14 protein-coding genes are annotated in these 16,704 nt (G+C 68.6%); 8 read left to right on the top strand and 6 right to left on the bottom strand.

What is annotated here, in order from left to right; all coding sequences use genetic code 11:
- Positions 1-79: 79 nt before the first annotated feature.
- Genes ACFXHE_RS11255 through ACFXHE_RS11235 form a run of 5 tightly spaced genes read right to left on the bottom strand, consistent with a single transcriptional unit; the run spans position 80 to position 5,529 of the window.
- Positions 80-856: an enoyl-CoA hydratase gene (locus ACFXHE_RS11255; RefSeq protein ID WP_364623263.1), complete on the bottom strand. Its 777-nt coding sequence runs from the start codon at positions 854-856 to the stop codon at positions 80-82.
- Complete coding sequence (mmsB, locus tag ACFXHE_RS11250) at positions 853-1,755, bottom strand: 3-hydroxyisobutyrate dehydrogenase (protein WP_379382085.1); 903 nt, start codon at positions 1,753-1,755, stop codon at positions 853-855. The genes ACFXHE_RS11255 and mmsB overlap by 4 nt, the downstream gene beginning before the upstream one ends.
- Before the next feature lie 18 nt (positions 1,756-1,773).
- Positions 1,774-2,889, bottom strand: a complete 1,116-nt coding sequence (locus tag ACFXHE_RS11245) for an enoyl-CoA hydratase/isomerase family protein (protein WP_379382083.1) — start codon at positions 2,887-2,889, stop codon at positions 1,774-1,776.
- Entirely contained in the window at positions 2,886-4,025 is a 1,140-nt protein-coding gene (locus tag ACFXHE_RS11240; RefSeq protein ID WP_379382081.1) for an acyl-CoA dehydrogenase family protein, read from the bottom strand. The genes ACFXHE_RS11245 and ACFXHE_RS11240 overlap by 4 nt, the downstream gene beginning before the upstream one ends.
- A 4-nt stretch (positions 4,026-4,029) precedes the next feature.
- Positions 4,030-5,529, bottom strand: coding sequence for a CoA-acylating methylmalonate-semialdehyde dehydrogenase (locus ACFXHE_RS11235; RefSeq protein ID WP_379382079.1), 1,500 nt, complete (start codon positions 5,527-5,529; stop codon positions 4,030-4,032).
- Positions 5,530-5,656: 127 nt separating this feature from the next.
- Here ACFXHE_RS11235 and icmF point away from each other — a divergent pair, with 127 nt between their 5' ends.
- From icmF to ACFXHE_RS11215, 4 genes are all read left to right on the top strand, one after another.
- Positions 5,657-8,932 (top strand): fused isobutyryl-CoA mutase/GTPase IcmF, encoded by a 3,276-nt coding sequence (gene icmF, locus ACFXHE_RS11230; protein WP_379382077.1) that lies wholly within the window; start codon positions 5,657-5,659, stop codon positions 8,930-8,932.
- A gap of 134 nt (positions 8,933-9,066) precedes the next feature.
- A complete protein-coding gene (locus tag ACFXHE_RS11225; protein WP_379382075.1) occupies positions 9,067-9,465 on the top strand; it encodes a hypothetical protein in 399 nt (132 codons plus the stop codon).
- 216 nt (positions 9,466-9,681) lie between these two features.
- Positions 9,682-10,758: an amidohydrolase family protein gene (locus tag ACFXHE_RS11220; protein WP_379382073.1), complete on the top strand. Its 1,077-nt coding sequence runs from the start codon at positions 9,682-9,684 to the stop codon at positions 10,756-10,758.
- 70 nt (positions 10,759-10,828) lie between these two features.
- Positions 10,829-11,815, top strand: coding sequence for a methyltransferase (locus tag ACFXHE_RS11215; RefSeq protein WP_379382071.1), 987 nt, complete (start codon positions 10,829-10,831; stop codon positions 11,813-11,815).
- Between the two features lie 3 nt (positions 11,816-11,818).
- Here the strand turns inward: ACFXHE_RS11215 and ACFXHE_RS11210 are convergent, their stop codons facing one another.
- On the bottom strand, positions 11,819-12,496 hold the full coding sequence (locus ACFXHE_RS11210; RefSeq protein WP_379382069.1) for a TetR/AcrR family transcriptional regulator: 678 nt from the start codon (positions 12,494-12,496) through the stop codon (positions 11,819-11,821).
- Between the two features lie 104 nt (positions 12,497-12,600).
- Here ACFXHE_RS11210 and ACFXHE_RS11205 point away from each other — a divergent pair, with 104 nt between their 5' ends.
- The 4 genes from ACFXHE_RS11205 to ACFXHE_RS11190 are packed head-to-tail and all read left to right on the top strand — an operon-like array spanning position 12,601 to position 16,704.
- The gene (locus ACFXHE_RS11205; protein WP_379382067.1) at positions 12,601-13,437 is read left to right on the top strand and encodes an SDR family NAD(P)-dependent oxidoreductase; all 837 of its coding nucleotides are present in this window, start codon (positions 12,601-12,603) and stop codon (positions 13,435-13,437) included.
- Positions 13,438-13,460: 23 nt separating this feature from the next.
- Positions 13,461-14,384, top strand: coding sequence for a ferritin-like domain-containing protein (locus tag ACFXHE_RS11200; RefSeq protein ID WP_379382065.1), 924 nt, complete (start codon positions 13,461-13,463; stop codon positions 14,382-14,384).
- Positions 14,381-15,172 carry a hypothetical protein gene (locus ACFXHE_RS11195; RefSeq protein ID WP_379382063.1) on the top strand — a complete coding sequence of 264 codons (792 nt, stop codon included), beginning with the start codon at positions 14,381-14,383 and terminating at the stop codon, positions 15,170-15,172. The genes ACFXHE_RS11200 and ACFXHE_RS11195 overlap by 4 nt, the downstream gene beginning before the upstream one ends.
- On the top strand, positions 15,169-16,704 hold the full coding sequence (locus tag ACFXHE_RS11190) for a flavin-containing monooxygenase (RefSeq protein ID WP_379382061.1): 1,536 nt from the start codon (positions 15,169-15,171) through the stop codon (positions 16,702-16,704). The genes ACFXHE_RS11195 and ACFXHE_RS11190 overlap by 4 nt, the downstream gene beginning before the upstream one ends.

Here is a 16,704-nt window from a genome sequence, read left to right as displayed (position 1 = left end):
ACCTGCCCCCTCTCGGAACTCTCGTGCCCCGCTGCCTTCAGGCAGCGGGGCACGAGAGTTCCGAGAGGGGTTGCGGCGCTTACTTGTTGGTGAAGTTCGCCGGGCGCTTCTCGACGAAGGCGGTCATGCCTTCCTTCTGGTCCTCGGTCGCGAAGAGCGAGTGGAAGACGCGGCGCTCGAAGCGCAGGCCCTCGGTGAGGGTGGTTTCGAAGGCGCGGTCGACCGCTTCCTTGGCGATCATGACCGACGGCAGCGACATGGACGCGATGGTCTCGGCGACCTCCATGGCGGTGGCGACGAGGTCGGCGGCGGGGACGATGCGCGAGACCAGGCCCGCGCGTTCGGCTTCCTCGGCGTCCATATTGCGGCCGGTGAGGATGAGGTCCATGGCCTTGGCCTTGCCGACGGCGCGGGTGAGTCGCTGGGAGCCGCCCATGCCGGGGATGACGCCGAGCTTGATCTCGGGCTGCCCGAACTTGGCGGTGTCGGCGGCGAGCAGGATGTCGCACATCATGGCGAGTTCGCAGCCGCCGCCGAGGGCGTAGCCGGCGACCGCGGCGATGATGGGCTTACGGAACGCGACCAGTCGGTCCCAACCGGCGAAGTGGTCGGTCAGGAACATGTCCATATAGGACTTGGACTGCATCTCCTTGATATCCGCGCCGGCCGCGAAGGCCCGGTCGGACCCGGTCAGCACGACCGCGCCGACCTCGTTGTCGTTCTCCAGCTCGTCCAGCGCCGCCGAAATGTCGGCCAGGACCTGCGAGTTCAGCGCGTTGAGGGCCTTCGGCCGGTTCAGCGTGATGAGGGCGACACGCCCCTTGCGCTCCAGCAGAATGGTCTCGAAGTCTGTCACGCCGGTTCCTCTCCCGATCGCTTGCGGATATCGGTGACGATAGCCGAGAAGTCCTTGCCCGCCTCGTCCTGGTTGAAGCGGCTGTAGATCTCCGCCGCCAGCTGCCCGATCTGCCCGTCGACGCCATTGGCCCGCAGCGCGTTCGCCGCGAGACCCAGGTCCTTGGACATGAGTGCGGTCGCGAAGCCGGGCTGGTAGTCATTGTTGGCCGGGCTGGCCGGAACCGGTCCGGGCACCGGGCAATAGGAGGTCAGCGCCCACGACTGCCCCGAGGCGGTGGAGACCACGTCGAAGAACTTGTCGTGGGTGAGCCCCAGCTTCTCGCCCAGCACAATCGCTTCCGAGAGGCCGATCATGGAGATGCCCAGCAGCATGTTGTTGCAGATCTTGGCGGCCTGACCCACGCCCGCGCCACCGCAGTGCACGACCTTGCCGCCCATCACCTCCAGCAGCGGCAGCGCGTCGGCGAAGTCGGCGTCCGAGCCGCCCACCATGAAGGTGAGGGTGCCCGCCGCCGCGCCCGCCACGCCGCCGGAGACCGGGGCGTCCAGGGCCCGATGTCCCGCTGCCGCAGCGAGTTCCGCGGCCTGCTTGGCATCGGCGACGTCGATGGTGGAGCAGTCGACGAACAGGGTGCCCGGCTTGGCGGCCGGGAGGATCTCGCCGTAGAGGTCGAGCACGATGCGGCCGTTGGGCAGCATGGTGATCACGATGTCGGAGGCCGAAACCGCTTCCGCGGCAGTGGCGACCACGGTCGCCCCGTCCTGGCGCGCCTGATCCTGGGCGGCGGGCACGGGGTCGAAGGCGAGGACGTCGTATCCGGCCTCGACCAGGTTGGCGGCCATGGGTCCGCCCATGTGGCCCAGCCCCAGGAACCCGACCTTGGTGTTAGTGCTCATTGCTCGTCCTTCAATGCTCTATTCGCCTGAAACAGGTGCGGCCAAACCCAATTCGCGATCGCCGAGCGCGCCGAAGTAGGCGTCCACGTCGGCGTCGGTGACGTCCGCCAGGGTGGCGGGCGACCACTGCGGGTTGCGGTCCTTGTCGATGACCTGGGCGCGGATGCCCTCCACCAGGTCGTGGGTGTTCAGGGAGGCGACGGAGACCCGGTACTCCTGGTTCAGCGCCGTCTCGAGGTCGGCGGCCCGGCGCGCATCACGCAGCGAGCGCAGCGTGACCTTCAGCGCCACCGGCGATTTCGACAGCACGTCGGCGGCGGCCTTGGCGGCCTCGGCCCGGCCGTCGAGCTGCAGCCGGTGCACGATCTCCTCGACGGTGTCCGCGCTGTAGCAGGAGTCGATCCACTCCTGCTGTGCCACGAACTCCGAGACCGGTGCGGGCTGTGCGAACTTGGCGATGGCCACGTCGACCTCGGCGGTGGTCAGTGCCTCCAGCAGCGCCGGAATGTGTTCCGACGGAACGAAATAGTCGGCGAACCCGGCCGCGATGGCGTCACCGGCGGACATGCGCGCGGTGGTGAGCGCGATATGGGTGCCGATCTCGCCCGGCGCGTGCGCCAGCAGGTAGGTGCCGCCGACATCCGGGATGAAGCCGATGCCGGTCTCGGGCATGCCGACCATGGACCGCTCGGTCACGATGCGGTGCGAGGCGTGCCCGGACAGGCCGACACCGCCGCCCATGACGATGCCATCCATGACCGCGACATACGGCTTCGGGTAGCGGCCGATGAGGGCATTGAGGATGTACTCGTCGCGCCAGAACGTGCCGCTCGGGGAATCCGCGGCCACCTCGGGCGAATCACCCTGGGCCACAGCGTGCTCAGCGTCGTTGTGGATGGCGACGATGTCGCCGCCCGCGCACAGCCCGCGCTCGCCCGCGCCGGTGAGCACCACCGCGCGCACCTCGTCGTCGTCCGCCCAGGCCCGCAGCGCGTCCAGGATGGTCAGCGCCATCGGGTGATTGAGCGCATTGATGGCGCGGGGCCGGTTGAGCGTGATCAGGCCGAGGCCGTCGCGCTGCTCGATCAACACCTCGGGTTCGTGCACCGTGCTCTTCGATGCCTCAGCGCTCATGCTGCTCCTACCACCGAGCGGGCGACGACCACCCGCATGATTTCGTTCGTGCCCTCGAGAATCTGATGCACCCGCAGGTCGCGGACGATCTTCTCGATGCCGTATTCGGCCAGGTAACCGTAGCCACCATGGAGTTGCAGGGCCTTGTTGGCCACCTCGAACCCGGCGTCGGTGGCGAACCGCTTGGCCATGGCGCACAGCTCCACCTTGTCGGGGGCGTCGGCGTCCAGCGCGGCCGCGGCCCGCCACAGCAGGGTGCGGGCGGCCTCCAGCGAGGTGCGCATATCGGCCAGCTCGAACTGCAGGGCGGTGTTGTCCAGCAATCGCGAGCCGAACGCTTTGCGCTGGGCCAGATAGGCGACGGTCCGATCGAGCGCGGCCTGCGCCCCGCCCATCGAGCAGGCGGCGATGTTCAACCGTCCGCCATTGAGCCCGTTCATGGCGATGCGGAAGCCGTTGCCCTCCTCGCCCAGCAGGTTGGCCGCCGGGATCCGGGCATTGTCGAGAATGACCTGCCGGGTGGGCTGCGCGTTCCAGCCCATCTTCTTCTCGTTGGCCCCGAAGGACAGCCCGGGCGTATCGGCCGGGACGATGAAGGCCGAGATCCCGCTCGCCCCTTCGTTTCCGGTGCGCGCCATGATCACGTACACGTCGGTGCTGCCCGCGCCGGAGATGAACTGCTTGACGCCGGTGAGCAGGTAGTCGTCGCCGTCACGAACGGCCTTGGTGCTCAGCGCCGCCGCGTCGGAGCCGACGCCCGGCTCGGTCAGCGCGTAGGAGGCCAGCAGGTCCATGGAGCTCAGCCCCGGCAGCCACCGATTGCGTTGCGCCGCATCGCCGTAGGTGTCGATCATCCACGTGGCCATATTGTGGATGGAGATGTAGGCGGCCACGGCCGGGCAGCCGGTGGCCAGCTGCTCGAAGATGCGCACGGCGTCCAGCCGCCGCAGCTCCGAGCCGCCCACGTCCTCGCGCACGTAGATGCCGCCCAGGCCGAGCGAGCCCGCCTTGCGCAGCACGTCCACCGGGAAGTGCTTGCGCTCATCCCATTCCAGGGCATTGGGCGCGAGCAGCTCGTCGGCGAAGGAGCGGGCGGTCTCGACGATCGCCTTCTCGTCCTCGTCAAGTACGAACATCAGGTCAGTCCATGGTCGGGATGACGAAGGCGTTGGACTCCTTGAGTCCCGCGGGCCAGCGCTGCGTCACCGTCTTGGTCTTGGTGTAGAAGCGGATCGAGTCCGGGCCGTGCTGGTTGAGGTCGCCGAAGCCGGAGCGCTTCCAGCCGCCGAAGGTGTGGTACGCGATCGGCACCGGGATCGGGACATTGATGCCGACCATGCCGACCTGGACGCGGGCGGCGAAGTCGCGGGCGGTGTCGCCGTCGCGGGTGAAAATGGCGACGCCATTGCCGTATTCGTGCTCGTTGGGCAGGCGCAGCGCCTCTTCGTAGTCTTTGGCGCGGACCAGGGCCAGCACCGGGCCGAAGATCTCTTCCCGGTAGATCCGCATCTCCGGGGTGACACGGTCGAACAGCGAAGCGCCCGCGAAGAATCCGTCCTCGCCGCCCTCGACGACCAGGCCGCGTCCGTCGATCACCAGTTCCGCGCCCTCGTCGACGCCGATCTGGACGTAGTTGTTCACCCGGTCCACGCCGTCGCGGCCGACCAGCGGGCCGAAGTCCGCGCCCGGGTCGTCGGAGACGCCGACATTGAGCTTGTTGATGCGCTCGATGAGCTTGGCGCGCAAGCGATCCGCGGTCTCCTCGCCCACCGGCACGGCGACCGAGATGGCCATGCAGCGCTCGCCCGCGGAGCCGTAGCCCGCGCCGATGAGCTGGTCGGCCACATCGTCGAGGTCGGCGTCCGGCATCACGATGGCGTGGTTCTTGGCCCCGCCGAAGCACTGGGCGCGCTTGCCGTTGGCGGAGGCGGTCTCGTAGATGTACTGCGCGATCGGGGTGGAGCCGACGAAGCCGACGGCCTTGATGCGCTCGTCGTGCAGCAGCGTGTCGACGGCTTCCTTGTCGCCGTTGACCACATTGAAGATGCCCGCGGGCAGTCCGGCCTCGAGGAACAGCTCGGCCAGGCGCAGCGGCACCGAGGGGTCACGCTCGGAGGGCTTGAGCACGAAGGCATTACCGCAGGCCAGCGCCGGTCCGGCCTTCCACAGCGGGATCATGGCCGGGAAGTTGAACGGGGTGATGCCCGCGACCACGCCCAGCGGCTGCCGCATGGAGTACACGTCGATGCCGGTGCCGGCGCTCTCGGTGTACTCGCCCTTGAGCAGGTGCGGGATGCCGACGGCGAATTCGATGACCTCGAGGCCACGCTGGATGTCGCCCTTGGCGTCGGCGATGGTCTTGCCGTGCTCGCTGGAGAGCAGTGCGGCCAGCGAATCCATCTCGTCCTGCACCAGGGTCAGGAACTTCATCAGGATCCGCGCGCGCTTCTGCGGGTTCATGGCGGCCCAGGCCGGCTGTGCGGCGGCGGCATTCGCGATGACCGCCTCGACCTCACTCTTGCTCGCCAGCGGCACCCGTGCCTGAACCTGGCCGGTGCTGGGGTTGAACACATCGCCGAAGTTGCCCGAAGTTCCCGGGACGTGCTTCCCGCCGATGAAGTGGGTGAGTTCGCGAGCCATGCCAGTCCTGTCTCGATGCTTGCGCGCCGATTGCGCGGTCTGTGGCGATCCTATAGTTGGACATCCAAGTATTGGCTGTGGGATAATTCACAGCACCCAGAGAGCCTCCGAGAGTTGGAGCAACCGCATGCCCGATCTGCATGTCCCGGTTCATCCAGTGCGGTTCGTGACCGCAGCGGCGCTGTTCGACGGCCATGACGCGGCCATCAACATCATGCGAAGAATCCTGCAGGCCCAGGGAGCCGAGGTGATTCATCTGGGGCACAACCGGGCCGTGCGCGACGTCGTGGACGCGGCCGTCACCGAGGACGTGCAGGGCGTCGCGGTCAGCTCGTATCAGGGCGGGCACATCGAGTACTTCGAGTACCTGGCGCAGGCCTTGAAGGAGGCAGGGGCCGAGCACGTGAAAATCTTCGGCGGGGGCGGCGGGGTGATCATTCCCGAGGAGATCGCGCGGCTGGCCGAGTCGGGGGTGACCATCTTCTCGCCGGAGGACGGGCAGCGGCTCGGACTGCCGGGGATGATCAATCGCCTGATTTCGGCTTGCGACGTGGATCTTTCACACACGCCCGCGTCGGTGGAGGCGGTGCTGAGCGGGGATCGGGCGGCGCTGGCGCGGACCCTCACCTGCCTGCAGCAGGGGACGCTGCCGGAGGCGGACCGAGCGGCGCTGACGGCCGCGGCGGCCGCGCGGCACGTGCCCGTGCTGGGCATCACCGGCACCGGCGGATCCGGAAAGTCCTCTCTCACAGACGAACTCGTGCGGCGGCTGCGCACCGATCAGCAGGACAAGCTGCGGGTCGCGGTGCTGGCGGTGGACCCGACCCGGCGGCGCGGCGGGGGTGCGCTGCTGGGCGACCGGATCCGGATGAACGCCCTCGACGGCGAACGGGTCTACTTCCGGTCGCTGGCCACCCGGGGCGAGCGGGAACTGCCGCACGATATCGACACCATGGTGATCGCCTGCAAGGCAGCGGGATTCGATCTGGTGATCCTGGAGACGCCCGGCATCGGCCAGGGTGACGCGGCCATCGCCGAGCACGTGGACGTGTCGCTGTACGTGATGACGCCGGAGTTCGGCGCGGCCTCCCAGCTCGAGAAGATCGACATGCTCGATTACGCGGATGTGGTGGCCATCAACAAGTTCGAACGGCGCGGGGCCGAGGACGCGCTGCGCGATGTGTCGCGGCAGCTGGTGCGGAATCGGGAGGAGTTCCACGCCACGCCCGAGGACATGCCGGTCTTCGGCACCAGCGCGGCGACCTTCAACGATGACGGCGTGACGGCGCTCTACCAGCACCTGAGCGGATTGCTCGCCGAGCAGGGGCTGCCTTTGCAGGAAGGCGTGCTGCCGCGGGTGGCCACCCGCACCTCCACCCGCTTCGCCCAGATCATTCCGCCCGCCCGCGTGCGCTATCTGGCCGAAATCGCGGAAGCCGTACGGGATTACCATGCCGGCACCGCGCGCGAGATGGACGCCGCGCGGCGTGTCCAGCGCCTGGAGCAGGTACTCGCCGAGCTGCCGGGCGGCGGCGCACTCCCGGCTTCCCCGGCGACCGCGACCACCAGCGAAGCCGTCACGTCCGATGCTGCCGGAGAGGTGCTGCGCGGGCTGCTCGCGCAGGCTCGCGCCGGCCAGACGCCGGAAACCGCTGCGCTGCTGGCGGAATGGCCAGTGGTCGCGGAATCGTACCGGGGCAACGAACAGGTGGTGCGGGTCCGCGATCGGGAGCTGCGGACAGCGCTGCGCCGGGAGACATTGTCCGGCAGTTCGATTCCCCGGGTGGCGCTCCCCCGCTTCACCGATCACGGTGAGCTGCTGCGGTTCCTGCGCTCGGAGAACCTGCCGGGACGCTTCCCGTTCACCGCCGGGGTGTTCCCGTTCAAGCGCGACAACGAGGATCCGGCGCGCATGTTCGCGGGCGAGGGCGATGCCTTCCGCACCAACCGCCGGTTCAAGGTGCTCTCCGAACACGCCGAGGCCAAACGGCTTTCGACCGCCTTCGACTCGGTCACGCTGTACGGGCACGACCCGGCCGAGCGGCCGGACATCTACGGCAAGGTCGGCACCTCCGGGGTGTCCATCGCCACCCTCGACGATATGAAGGCGCTCTACGACGGCTTCGACCTCGACGCGCCTGCCACCTCGGTGTCCATGACCATCAACGGTCCCGCGCCGACGATTCTGGCCTACTTCCTCAATGCCGCCATCGATCAGGCGGTGGCGGAGTTCGCGGCCGAGCAGGGCCGCGAGCCCACCCCCGACGAGGCGGCCGGCCTGCGCGCCCGCACCCTGGCCACGGTGCGCGGCACCGTGCAGGCCGACATCCTCAAGGAGGACCAGGGCCAGAACACCTGCATCTTCTCCACCGAGTTCAGCCTGCGCATGATGGCCGACATCCAGGAGTGGTTCGTGCGCAACGGCGTTCGCAACTTCTACTCGGTGTCCATCTCCGGCTATCACATCGCCGAGGCCGGGGCGAACCCGATCAGCCAGCTGGCCTTCACGCTGGCCAACGGCTTCACCTATGTGGAGGCGTATCTCGCGCGGGGCATGGACATCGACGACTTCGCGCCCAACCTGTCGTTCTTCTTCTCCAATGGCATGGACGCCGAGTACTCGGTGATCGGCCGGGTGGCGCGGCGCATCTGGGCGATCGCCATGCGCGACCGGTACGGGGCCAACGAGCGGTCGCAGAAGCTGAAGTACCACGTGCAGACCTCCGGGCGGTCACTGCACGCACAGGAGATGAGCTTCAACGACATTCGCACCACGCTGCAGGCGCTCATCGCGGTGTACGACAACTGCAACAGCCTGCACACCAATGCCTACGACGAGGCGGTCACCACGCCGACCGAGGAATCGGTGCGCCGGGCGCTGGCCATCCAGCTCATCATCAACCGGGAGTGGGGGCTCACGATGAACGAGAACCCGCTGCAGGGCAGCTTCATCATCGACGAGCTGACCGATCTGGTGGAGGAGGCGGTGCTGCGCGAGTTCGAGCGGATCAGCGAGCGCGGCGGGGTGCTCGGTGCCATGGAAACCGGCTATCAGCGCGGGCGGATCCAGGACGAGTCCATGCTCTACGAGCGGCGCAAGCACGACGGCAGCCTGCCCATCATCGGGGTCAATACCTTCCGCAATGGGCACGAGGAAGCACCTCGGGTGCTGGAATTGGCCCGCGGCACCGAGGCGGAAAAACAGTCTCAGCTGCAACGAGTCCGCGAATTCACCGATCGGCACCGGGATGCGGCGCCGGCGGCGCTGGCCCGGCTCGCGGCGGCCGCGGCGAGCGACGAGAACGTTTTCGAGGTGCTGATGGATGCCGCGCGAGTGTGCACACTCCAGCAGGTCACGGACACCTTCTTCACGGTGGGCGGTCAGTATCGGCGCAATGTCTGATAAAAACTTCCGATTCTGGTGCGTGCCGATTTCCGATCGAAAGCAATTTCTCAGCTATATCTGAATCGTTCGGTTCGATCACAGCTGACATTCGATTCGGATCGGGGAATCGGGTCGCGGAGGACAGGAAGACCATGATGCGTCATACCACCCGGAGAACCACCGCCAGACTGATCGCCGTCGCACTGCCCGTCGCGGCCGCCGCCACCCTGTTCACGGGCGTGGCCTCGGCGGAAGCGCCGGACAGCGCGCCGGCCCCGGCCGTACAGCCGGTCCAGGCCAACCCGGTCGCCGAGGGCGTCCCGTTGGACCCCGTGGCCACCAACCCGAGTGCCCAGTTCCCCGACCCGGCCCTGAACGGCGCGGCCGCGGGCGCGCTCACCGGCAGTGCGGGCGGCGCGGCCCTCGGCTCTGTCGTCGGCTCCGTCCCCGGCATGATCGGCGGCTCGGCCCTCGGCGCCCTGATCGGCGGCGGCATCGGCGCCCTGGTCGGCATCCTCGACCCCAACGTCATCCCGCAGGTGCTGCCGTAGCCGCGAATCGCACCACCGCACAACAACTGTGCCGCGCCCACCTCGCCGGGCGCGGCACAGTCGTCTACCGACCCGCCGGGATACCGGCCGGGGCGACGACCGCGGCGGTGTCGCCGGGGTGGCGAGGGCATGGCGTGCTTCGATGTCCGAACACGCGAGCTCGAGCGGATGGGCGTGGAACAATCCGAACAGGCTGACCCAGACGGAAGGCATCTCATGGACCTCGCGGGAATGACTGTCGTGGACGCCCACATTCACCAGTGGGATCCGCTCACCACGCCACGCGAGTTCAGCGGGCTGGCGAAGCTGTTCCGCTATGTGCCGATGCCGATCGATCTGGCGAAGCGGCTGGCGCCGCGGCGCGACCGCGAATTCGTCGGGGATCCAACACCTGTCATCCATCCGTACCTGCCGCGCGACTATCAGGAAGACGCCGGGGACGTACCGGTCGGGGCCATCGTGCACATCGAGGTGGAGTGGGTCGGCAAGGGTCCGCTCGGGCCCGCCGACGAAACCCGGTGGGTGAGCAGCCTGCCCTTCGGCGTGGACACCCCCGCGCTCGGGGCGATCATGGGCGCGGGCGACCCCACCGCCGCCGAGTTCGCCGAACTGCTCGACGCGCACCGGTCCGCCTCGCCGCTGTTCCGGGGCATTCGCGCCCGCGTCGAATACCACCCGGACCCGGACGTGCGCGCTAGCTGCAAGACACCGGGCTTGCTCACCTCCCCCGCCTTCCTGGACGGCTTCGGCGCGCTCGCCGACCGCGAGCTCGCGTTCGAGGCGTGGGTGTACTCGGGACAGCTGCCCGAGGTGGCCGCGCTGGCCGAGCGCTATCCAGGCACCACCATTGTGCTCAACCATCTCGCCACGCCCGCAGGCATTTTCGGGCCGGTCGGGCGGAACACCGGGCGCAATTCCGGGCAGCGGCGCGAGCTGTTCGTGCGATGGCGCGACGACCTCACCGCTCTCGCCCAGCACGCCAATGTGGTGGCCAAGGTGAGCGGCCTGATGATGCCGATCCTCGGGCATCAGGTGCCGCGGCGGGGTCAGCCGACCCCGGTTCCGCTACTGCTGGAACGGATTTCGCCGATGCTGGAGCACGCGCTCGACGTGTTCGGGGCCGATCGGCTCATCTGGGGCTCGAATTTCCCGGTGGACAAGCCGATTACGAGCATCCCGAATGCCGCGGAGGCGGTGGCCACCGCGCTGGCCGGGCACGGGGCCGACGACAAGGCCATCGAGCAGATCTTCCGCCGCAATGCCGAACGGGTGTACGGGATCGACGTGCTCTGAGCCCACTCCCCGGGACGGATTTGCCGCGTCCGCCTTTGCCGGAGGGTCGCTGTGGCTATCGTGATGCGCCATGGAACGGATCCTGCGGATCGGAATGGGTTTCTGGGAGTCCCGGACCTTGCTCAGCGCAGTCGAACTCGGCGTGTTCACGGTGCTCGGGCATCGGCAACTGACCGCGGAACAGCTACAGCGCGAACTCGGCCTGCATCCGCGGTCCGCCCGCGACTTCTTCGACGCGCTGGTGGCCATGGAGATGCTGCGGCGCACCGACGATCGGTACGCCAATACCGCCGACACCGCGACCTACCTCGACAGCACCGGCAGCGAGTACATCGGCGGCTTCCTGGAGATGGCCGCGGCCCGGCTCTACCCGTTCTGGGGCCGGCTCACCGAGGGCCTGCGCACCGGGCAGCCGCAGAACGAGGCCCGCGACGGCGGCGACCTCTTCACCACGCTCTACCGGGATCCGCAGCGGCTCTATGACTTTCAGCGCGCCATGACCGGGCTGTCGCTGCCCAGTGCGCACGCCCTCGCCGAGGTGTTCCCGTGGCATCGCTGGAAGTCGATGGCCGATATCGGCACCGCCCAGGGCGCGCTGCTGCGCACCGTCCTGGAGACCAATCCGCACCTGCACGGCATCGGCTACGACCTGGCGGCGGTGGAGCCGATCTTCACCGAATACATTGCGCCGGTGGCAGATCGGGCCATCTTCCAAGCCGGCGATTTCTTCACCGATGAGCTGCCCGAGGCCGATGTCCTGGTCTTCGGCCACATCCTGCACGACTGGGACCTGCCCACCAAGCTCATGCTGCTGGAGAAGGCCCACCGCGCCCTCCCCGAGGGCGGCGCCATCCTCGTCTACGAGTCGCTCATCGACGACGACCGCCGCACCAATCTCTCCGGTCTGCTGATGAGCCTCAACATGCTCATCGAGACCCCCGGCGGCTTCGACTACACCGCCGCGGACCTGCGAACCTGGCTGGCCGACACCGGTTTCCGCGATCCCCAGACCGAACACCTCGCCGGGCCGGAGTCCATGGTCTGGGCGGTGAAGTAGCCGCTAACCCGGCAAAGCGAGGTACTGCGCGCCGAGCAGATCGGCGGTGCGGCTGACGTGGTCGACGATGCGGGTAGCGTCGGCGTCGATGGCGCCGGTGCGCCAGGCGGTCAGGAGTTCGATGAAGCCGCCGATGCCCATGAGAACGCCCATGCGCAGGTCGGATTCGTCGACGCCGGACCGCAGGTAGGGGCGGGCGGTGGCGATGAGCAGGTCGGTGGCCTCGGTGAGCATGGCGGTGCGCCGCTCCTCGAGGATGCGGCTGCCGGCATGGTCGCCGAAGAGGATGCGCGCCGGGCCCGCCGACTGCAGGGCGACCGCGCGGGCGATGGCCAGGCGCAGAATGCCCAGTGCCGGATGCTCGAGGTTCTCGGCGACCACGACCGAGAGTTCGGCCAGCACCTGGAATCCGACCTCGTCCCAGACCGCGCCCAGCAGTTGGTCGCGGTCGGCGAAGTGCTCGTAGAAGTAGCGGTCATTGAGGCCCGCGCGGGTGCACACGCCGCGCATGGTCACTGCGGCCCAGCCGTTTTCGAGCCAGATGTCCAGCGCCGCCGCGATCAGCCGCTCGCGGCGCTCGGCGCGGCGTTCCTCCTGGGTGCGGCCGCCCCAGGTGCCGCCGCGCCGGGTCGGTGCGGGCCCCGGGGGCACGTCGGCGGCTGCCGGTGCGGGCACGTCCATAGTTGACAAAATAGCGCACCGAGAGCCTAATTGGTGGCAGGTGCGGCCAGTGGTGGCACACGCCACCAATTGACTGCCCGGACGGCACGGCCCCGGGAGTTCCCATGCGACTCAACCCCTTCGGCGGACCCCGCCGCACTCAGCAGGCGGACGCGGTGGTGACCGGTGCGGGCAGCGGCATCGGCCGCGCCTTCGCGATCGAGATCGGCAAGCGCGGCGGGCGGGTGGTCTGCTCCGACATCGCCGCCGGGCGCGCCCGCGACACCGCCGAAATGATCGGCGACACCGGGGGAAAGGCCTTCGACACCGTCTGCGACGTGAGCAGCCTGGACCAGGTGACCGTGCTGGCGAACACCGCCGAGGAATGGTTCGGCAAGAGCCCGGATCTGGTGGTCAACAATGCCGGCATCGGGCGCGGCGGCACACTCATCGGCGACACCCCGCCCGCGGAATGGCATCAGGTGCTCGACGTCAATCTGTGGGGCGTCATCCACGGCTGCCACGTCTTCGCGCCCCGGCTGCGCGCGAGCGGGCACGGCTCGATCGTGAACGTGGCCTCAGCGGCCGCCTTCGGGTCCGCGCCGCGCATGGGCGCCTACAACGTGAGCAAGGCCGGGGTGCTGGCGCTGTCGGAAACGCTGGCCGCGGAACTGTCCGGCACCGGCGTCACCGTCACCGTGCTGTGCCCCACCGGGGTGCGGACCAATATTCTGGAAGGCGTGGAGATCGGCGACGAGACCATCCAGCTCTGGGGCGACCGCCTCATCCGCTGGACCGGCCGGCCGCCCGCGTCCATCGCCCGCACCACCCTCGACGCGGTGGATCACGGTCAGCTGTACGTGGTCCCGCAGCTCGAGGCCAAGGCGATCTGGCAGTCCAAGCGACTGCTGCCCGAGACCTACACTCGCGCCGCCGGATTGCTGGAGCGGCTGGTGCGGTAGCCACAGCGGCAAGGAGTCGAACAATGGCGTTCGCGTATTCCGACATGCTCGGTGTCGTCCAGGATCGGCAGTGGGCGCTGGCCGATCTCGACTGGGACGCACCGGGAGCCGAGCTCATCACCGATGAGCAGCGACCCGCGCTCGCGGCCTTCATGGCCGATCTGGTGTGGATCGAACACGTCGGCGCCCGCGGGTTCGCGGCGCTCACGCTGCGCGCCCCCAACGGGCCGCTCGAGGAGATCTACCGGTACTTCCACGCCGAGGAGCAGAAGCACGCCAATGCCGAACTGGCCCTGATGCGGCGCTGGGGCATGCTCGACGGCGACGCGATGCCGCTGCCCAACAAGAACATCCGGCTCGTCATCGAATGGCTGGACCGGTACGGGGACGATCTGTCCCTGCCCGTGCTCGGCACCGTGATCCCCTCGCTGGAGTGCGCGCTGGACGGGGCACTGGTGAAGTTCCTGCTCGATGAGGTGCGGGATCCGCTGTGCCACGAGGTGTTCCGGCACATCAACAGCGACGAGTCCCGGCATCTGGCGGTCGGGTTCCAGGTGCTCGAGCAGCTCGGCGCGGGACCGCTGCGGCGAATCGCCATCGAGACAGCCGGTTTCGCGCTGCGGCCCACCTTCCTCCTCGGCGCGCTGCTGTACACGCCGCTGCTGTCCCGCATGTCCGCCAACATCATGGCGATGGGGCTGGACGAGGAGAAGCTCTGGAATGCCGTGCGACGCTATGAGAAAGCCGGTGAGCGCAGCCCGGACATCAAGCGCATGCCGCTCTACCACGTGGTCCGGCTGCACGGCATGGCCACCATCAACCACTGGCAACCGATCCAGGGCATCAACGACGCCCTGAACAAGGCCATCGATCACTTCCCCGTGCGCGTCCTGCGCCACACCCCCTCCTGGTCCAGGGCCCTGACCTACGAGCCGGTGGCGAAATGACCGCCCCGATCCGCCGGAGCGACCCGGGCAGAGCCCGCGACGCCTACACCGGGCCCCAGATTCACTGCACCCACTGGCGTGACCAGCACGAGCTGGATCGCCTGCACGTCGCGGTCATCGGCAGCGGCGCCGCACTGGCCCGGGTAGTGCCGCCGATCGTCGCCCAGGCGCGCAGGGTAACCGTGTTCCAGCACGATCCGATCTGGATTCTGCCCACCCCGCCGGTGCCCGGAGCCGGAATTCTGCTGCGCCAGTGGCCCGTCGATGCGCTGGGACTGCTGCCCAGCGACTCCGCATCGCCGTTGCCCGGAGATCCGGCTCGCCAGGACGAGCGTGGGGCCGGCCGCCAGGGAGACAGCATCGCGCCGGCCGGCCGGGGTGCAGAGGAACGCAGTCCAACACGAGCGCCGCGCGAAGACGGTCCACCGCATCCCGGAGCCAGGGAGGTCGCCCGTGGAGCTCCGAGGCCCGTCCTGAGCGCGCTGGGCTTCTCAGGGCTGGGTGTCTCAGGGCTGGGCGTCCTGCGCTGGTGCGCTCAGCAGGCGCTGCGGCGGGCGGCCGCGGCGAATCTGCGGGCGCAGGTCGGGGATTCGTGGGAGCGGCGGCAGCTGACGCCGGATCGGCCCGCCGCGGTGCGGGTGCACAGTCGCTACTACCGGGCCCTGCGGCAGCGGAACTGCCGGCTCATCAGCTGGCCCATCGCCCGGCTCGCGCCGCTCGGGATTCGCACCGTGGACGGGGTCGAGCATCGGGTGGACTGCATCATCTACGCGGAGGACGCATCGTGACAAAGACCGTCGTGGACCACGAGATCGTCATTGTGGGCGCGGGATTCTCGGGAATCGGGACCGCGATCGCGCTGCGCAAGGCCGGTTTCGACGATTTCGTCATGATCGACGAGGCGGACGGGGCGGGCGGCACCTGGCACTGGAACACCTATCCCGGTATCGCCGTGGACATTCCGTCGTTCAGCTACCAGTACTCGTTCGAGAAGCAGCGGTCCTGGTCGCGGGTGTACGCGCCCGGACGGGAGTTGAAGGCGTACGCCGAGCACTGTGTGAAGAAGTACGGGCTGCGGGCGCGGATCCGGTTCGGCACCACCATCGCCCGCGCCGACTTCGACGACATACTGCACCTGTGGCGGGTGCGCACCACCGACGGCGACGAGCTCACCTGCCGCTTCCTGATCGGCGCGACCGGGGTGCTGACCCGGCCCAAACTGCCCGATATCCCCGGCGCGGAACGGTTCCGGGGCGAGACCATGCACACCGCGCGCTGGGATCACGGGATCGATCTGCGCGGCAAGCGGGTCGGCATCATCGGCACCGGGGCCTCGGCCGTCCAGATCATTCCCGAGATCGCCCCGGAGGTGTCGGAACTCGTTGTCTTCCAGCGCACTCCGATCTGGTGCCTGCCCCGGCCGGACGCGCCCCTGCCGCCACCGGTGCGCGCCCTGATGCGGCTGCCCGGCGGGCAGTTCCTCACTCGCTGGCTCAGCCAGGCGTTCGTGGAGCTCACCTTCCCGCTCTCGGCGCACTACTACAAGGTGCTGCCCATGGTGAAGCTCGGCGAGCGCACCGGGCTGGCCCACCTGCGCGACCAGGTGCAGGACCCGATCGTCCGGGAGCAGCTCACGCCGAAATACGCGCTGGGCTGCAAGCGGCCGTCGTTCTCCAACGACTACCTGAAGACCTTCAACCGCGAGAACGTCACGCTGGAAACCGATCCCATCACCGAGATCACCGCCACCGGACTGCGCACCACCGGCCGCCACCACCAGGTCGACGTGCTCATCATGGCCACCGGCTTCAAGGTCATGGAGTCCGGCAATATGCCCACCTTCGACCTGCACGGCAGCGGCGGCCTGCGCCTCGAGGACTGGTGGGACACCCACCGACTGCAGGCCTACGAGGGGGTCAGCGTGCCCGGCTTCCCCAACTTCTTCACCATCATCGGCCCCTACGGCTACAACGGCGCGTCCTACTTCACCCTCATCGAGATGCAGACCACCCATATCCTGCGCCTGCTCCGCAATGCCCGCCGCCGCGCCGCCACCCGCATCGAGGTCACCCCCGAGGCCAACGAGCGCTACTTCCAGGAAATGCTCGCCCGCCGTGGCACCCAGGTCTTCTGGCAGGACAGCTGCACCCTGGCCAACTCCTACTACTTCGACAAGAACGGCGACGTCCCGCTGCGCGCCATGAGCACCCCCGAAGCCGCCTGGCGCGCCGCCCATTTCGATCTGCGCGACTACCACTTCGAATCCCTCGGCGAACGGCGTTCCACCGGTCGCCCTGCGGTCCGCACCGCAACGGCCTAG

The organism is Nocardia sp. NPDC059229, from assembly GCF_042754165.1.
In the GTDB taxonomy this organism is placed as follows: Bacteria; Actinomycetota; Actinomycetes; order Mycobacteriales; family Mycobacteriaceae; genus Nocardia.
The sequence above is the reverse complement of the archived record's forward strand: the minus strand, read 5'-3'. Positions and strand labels throughout refer to the sequence as shown.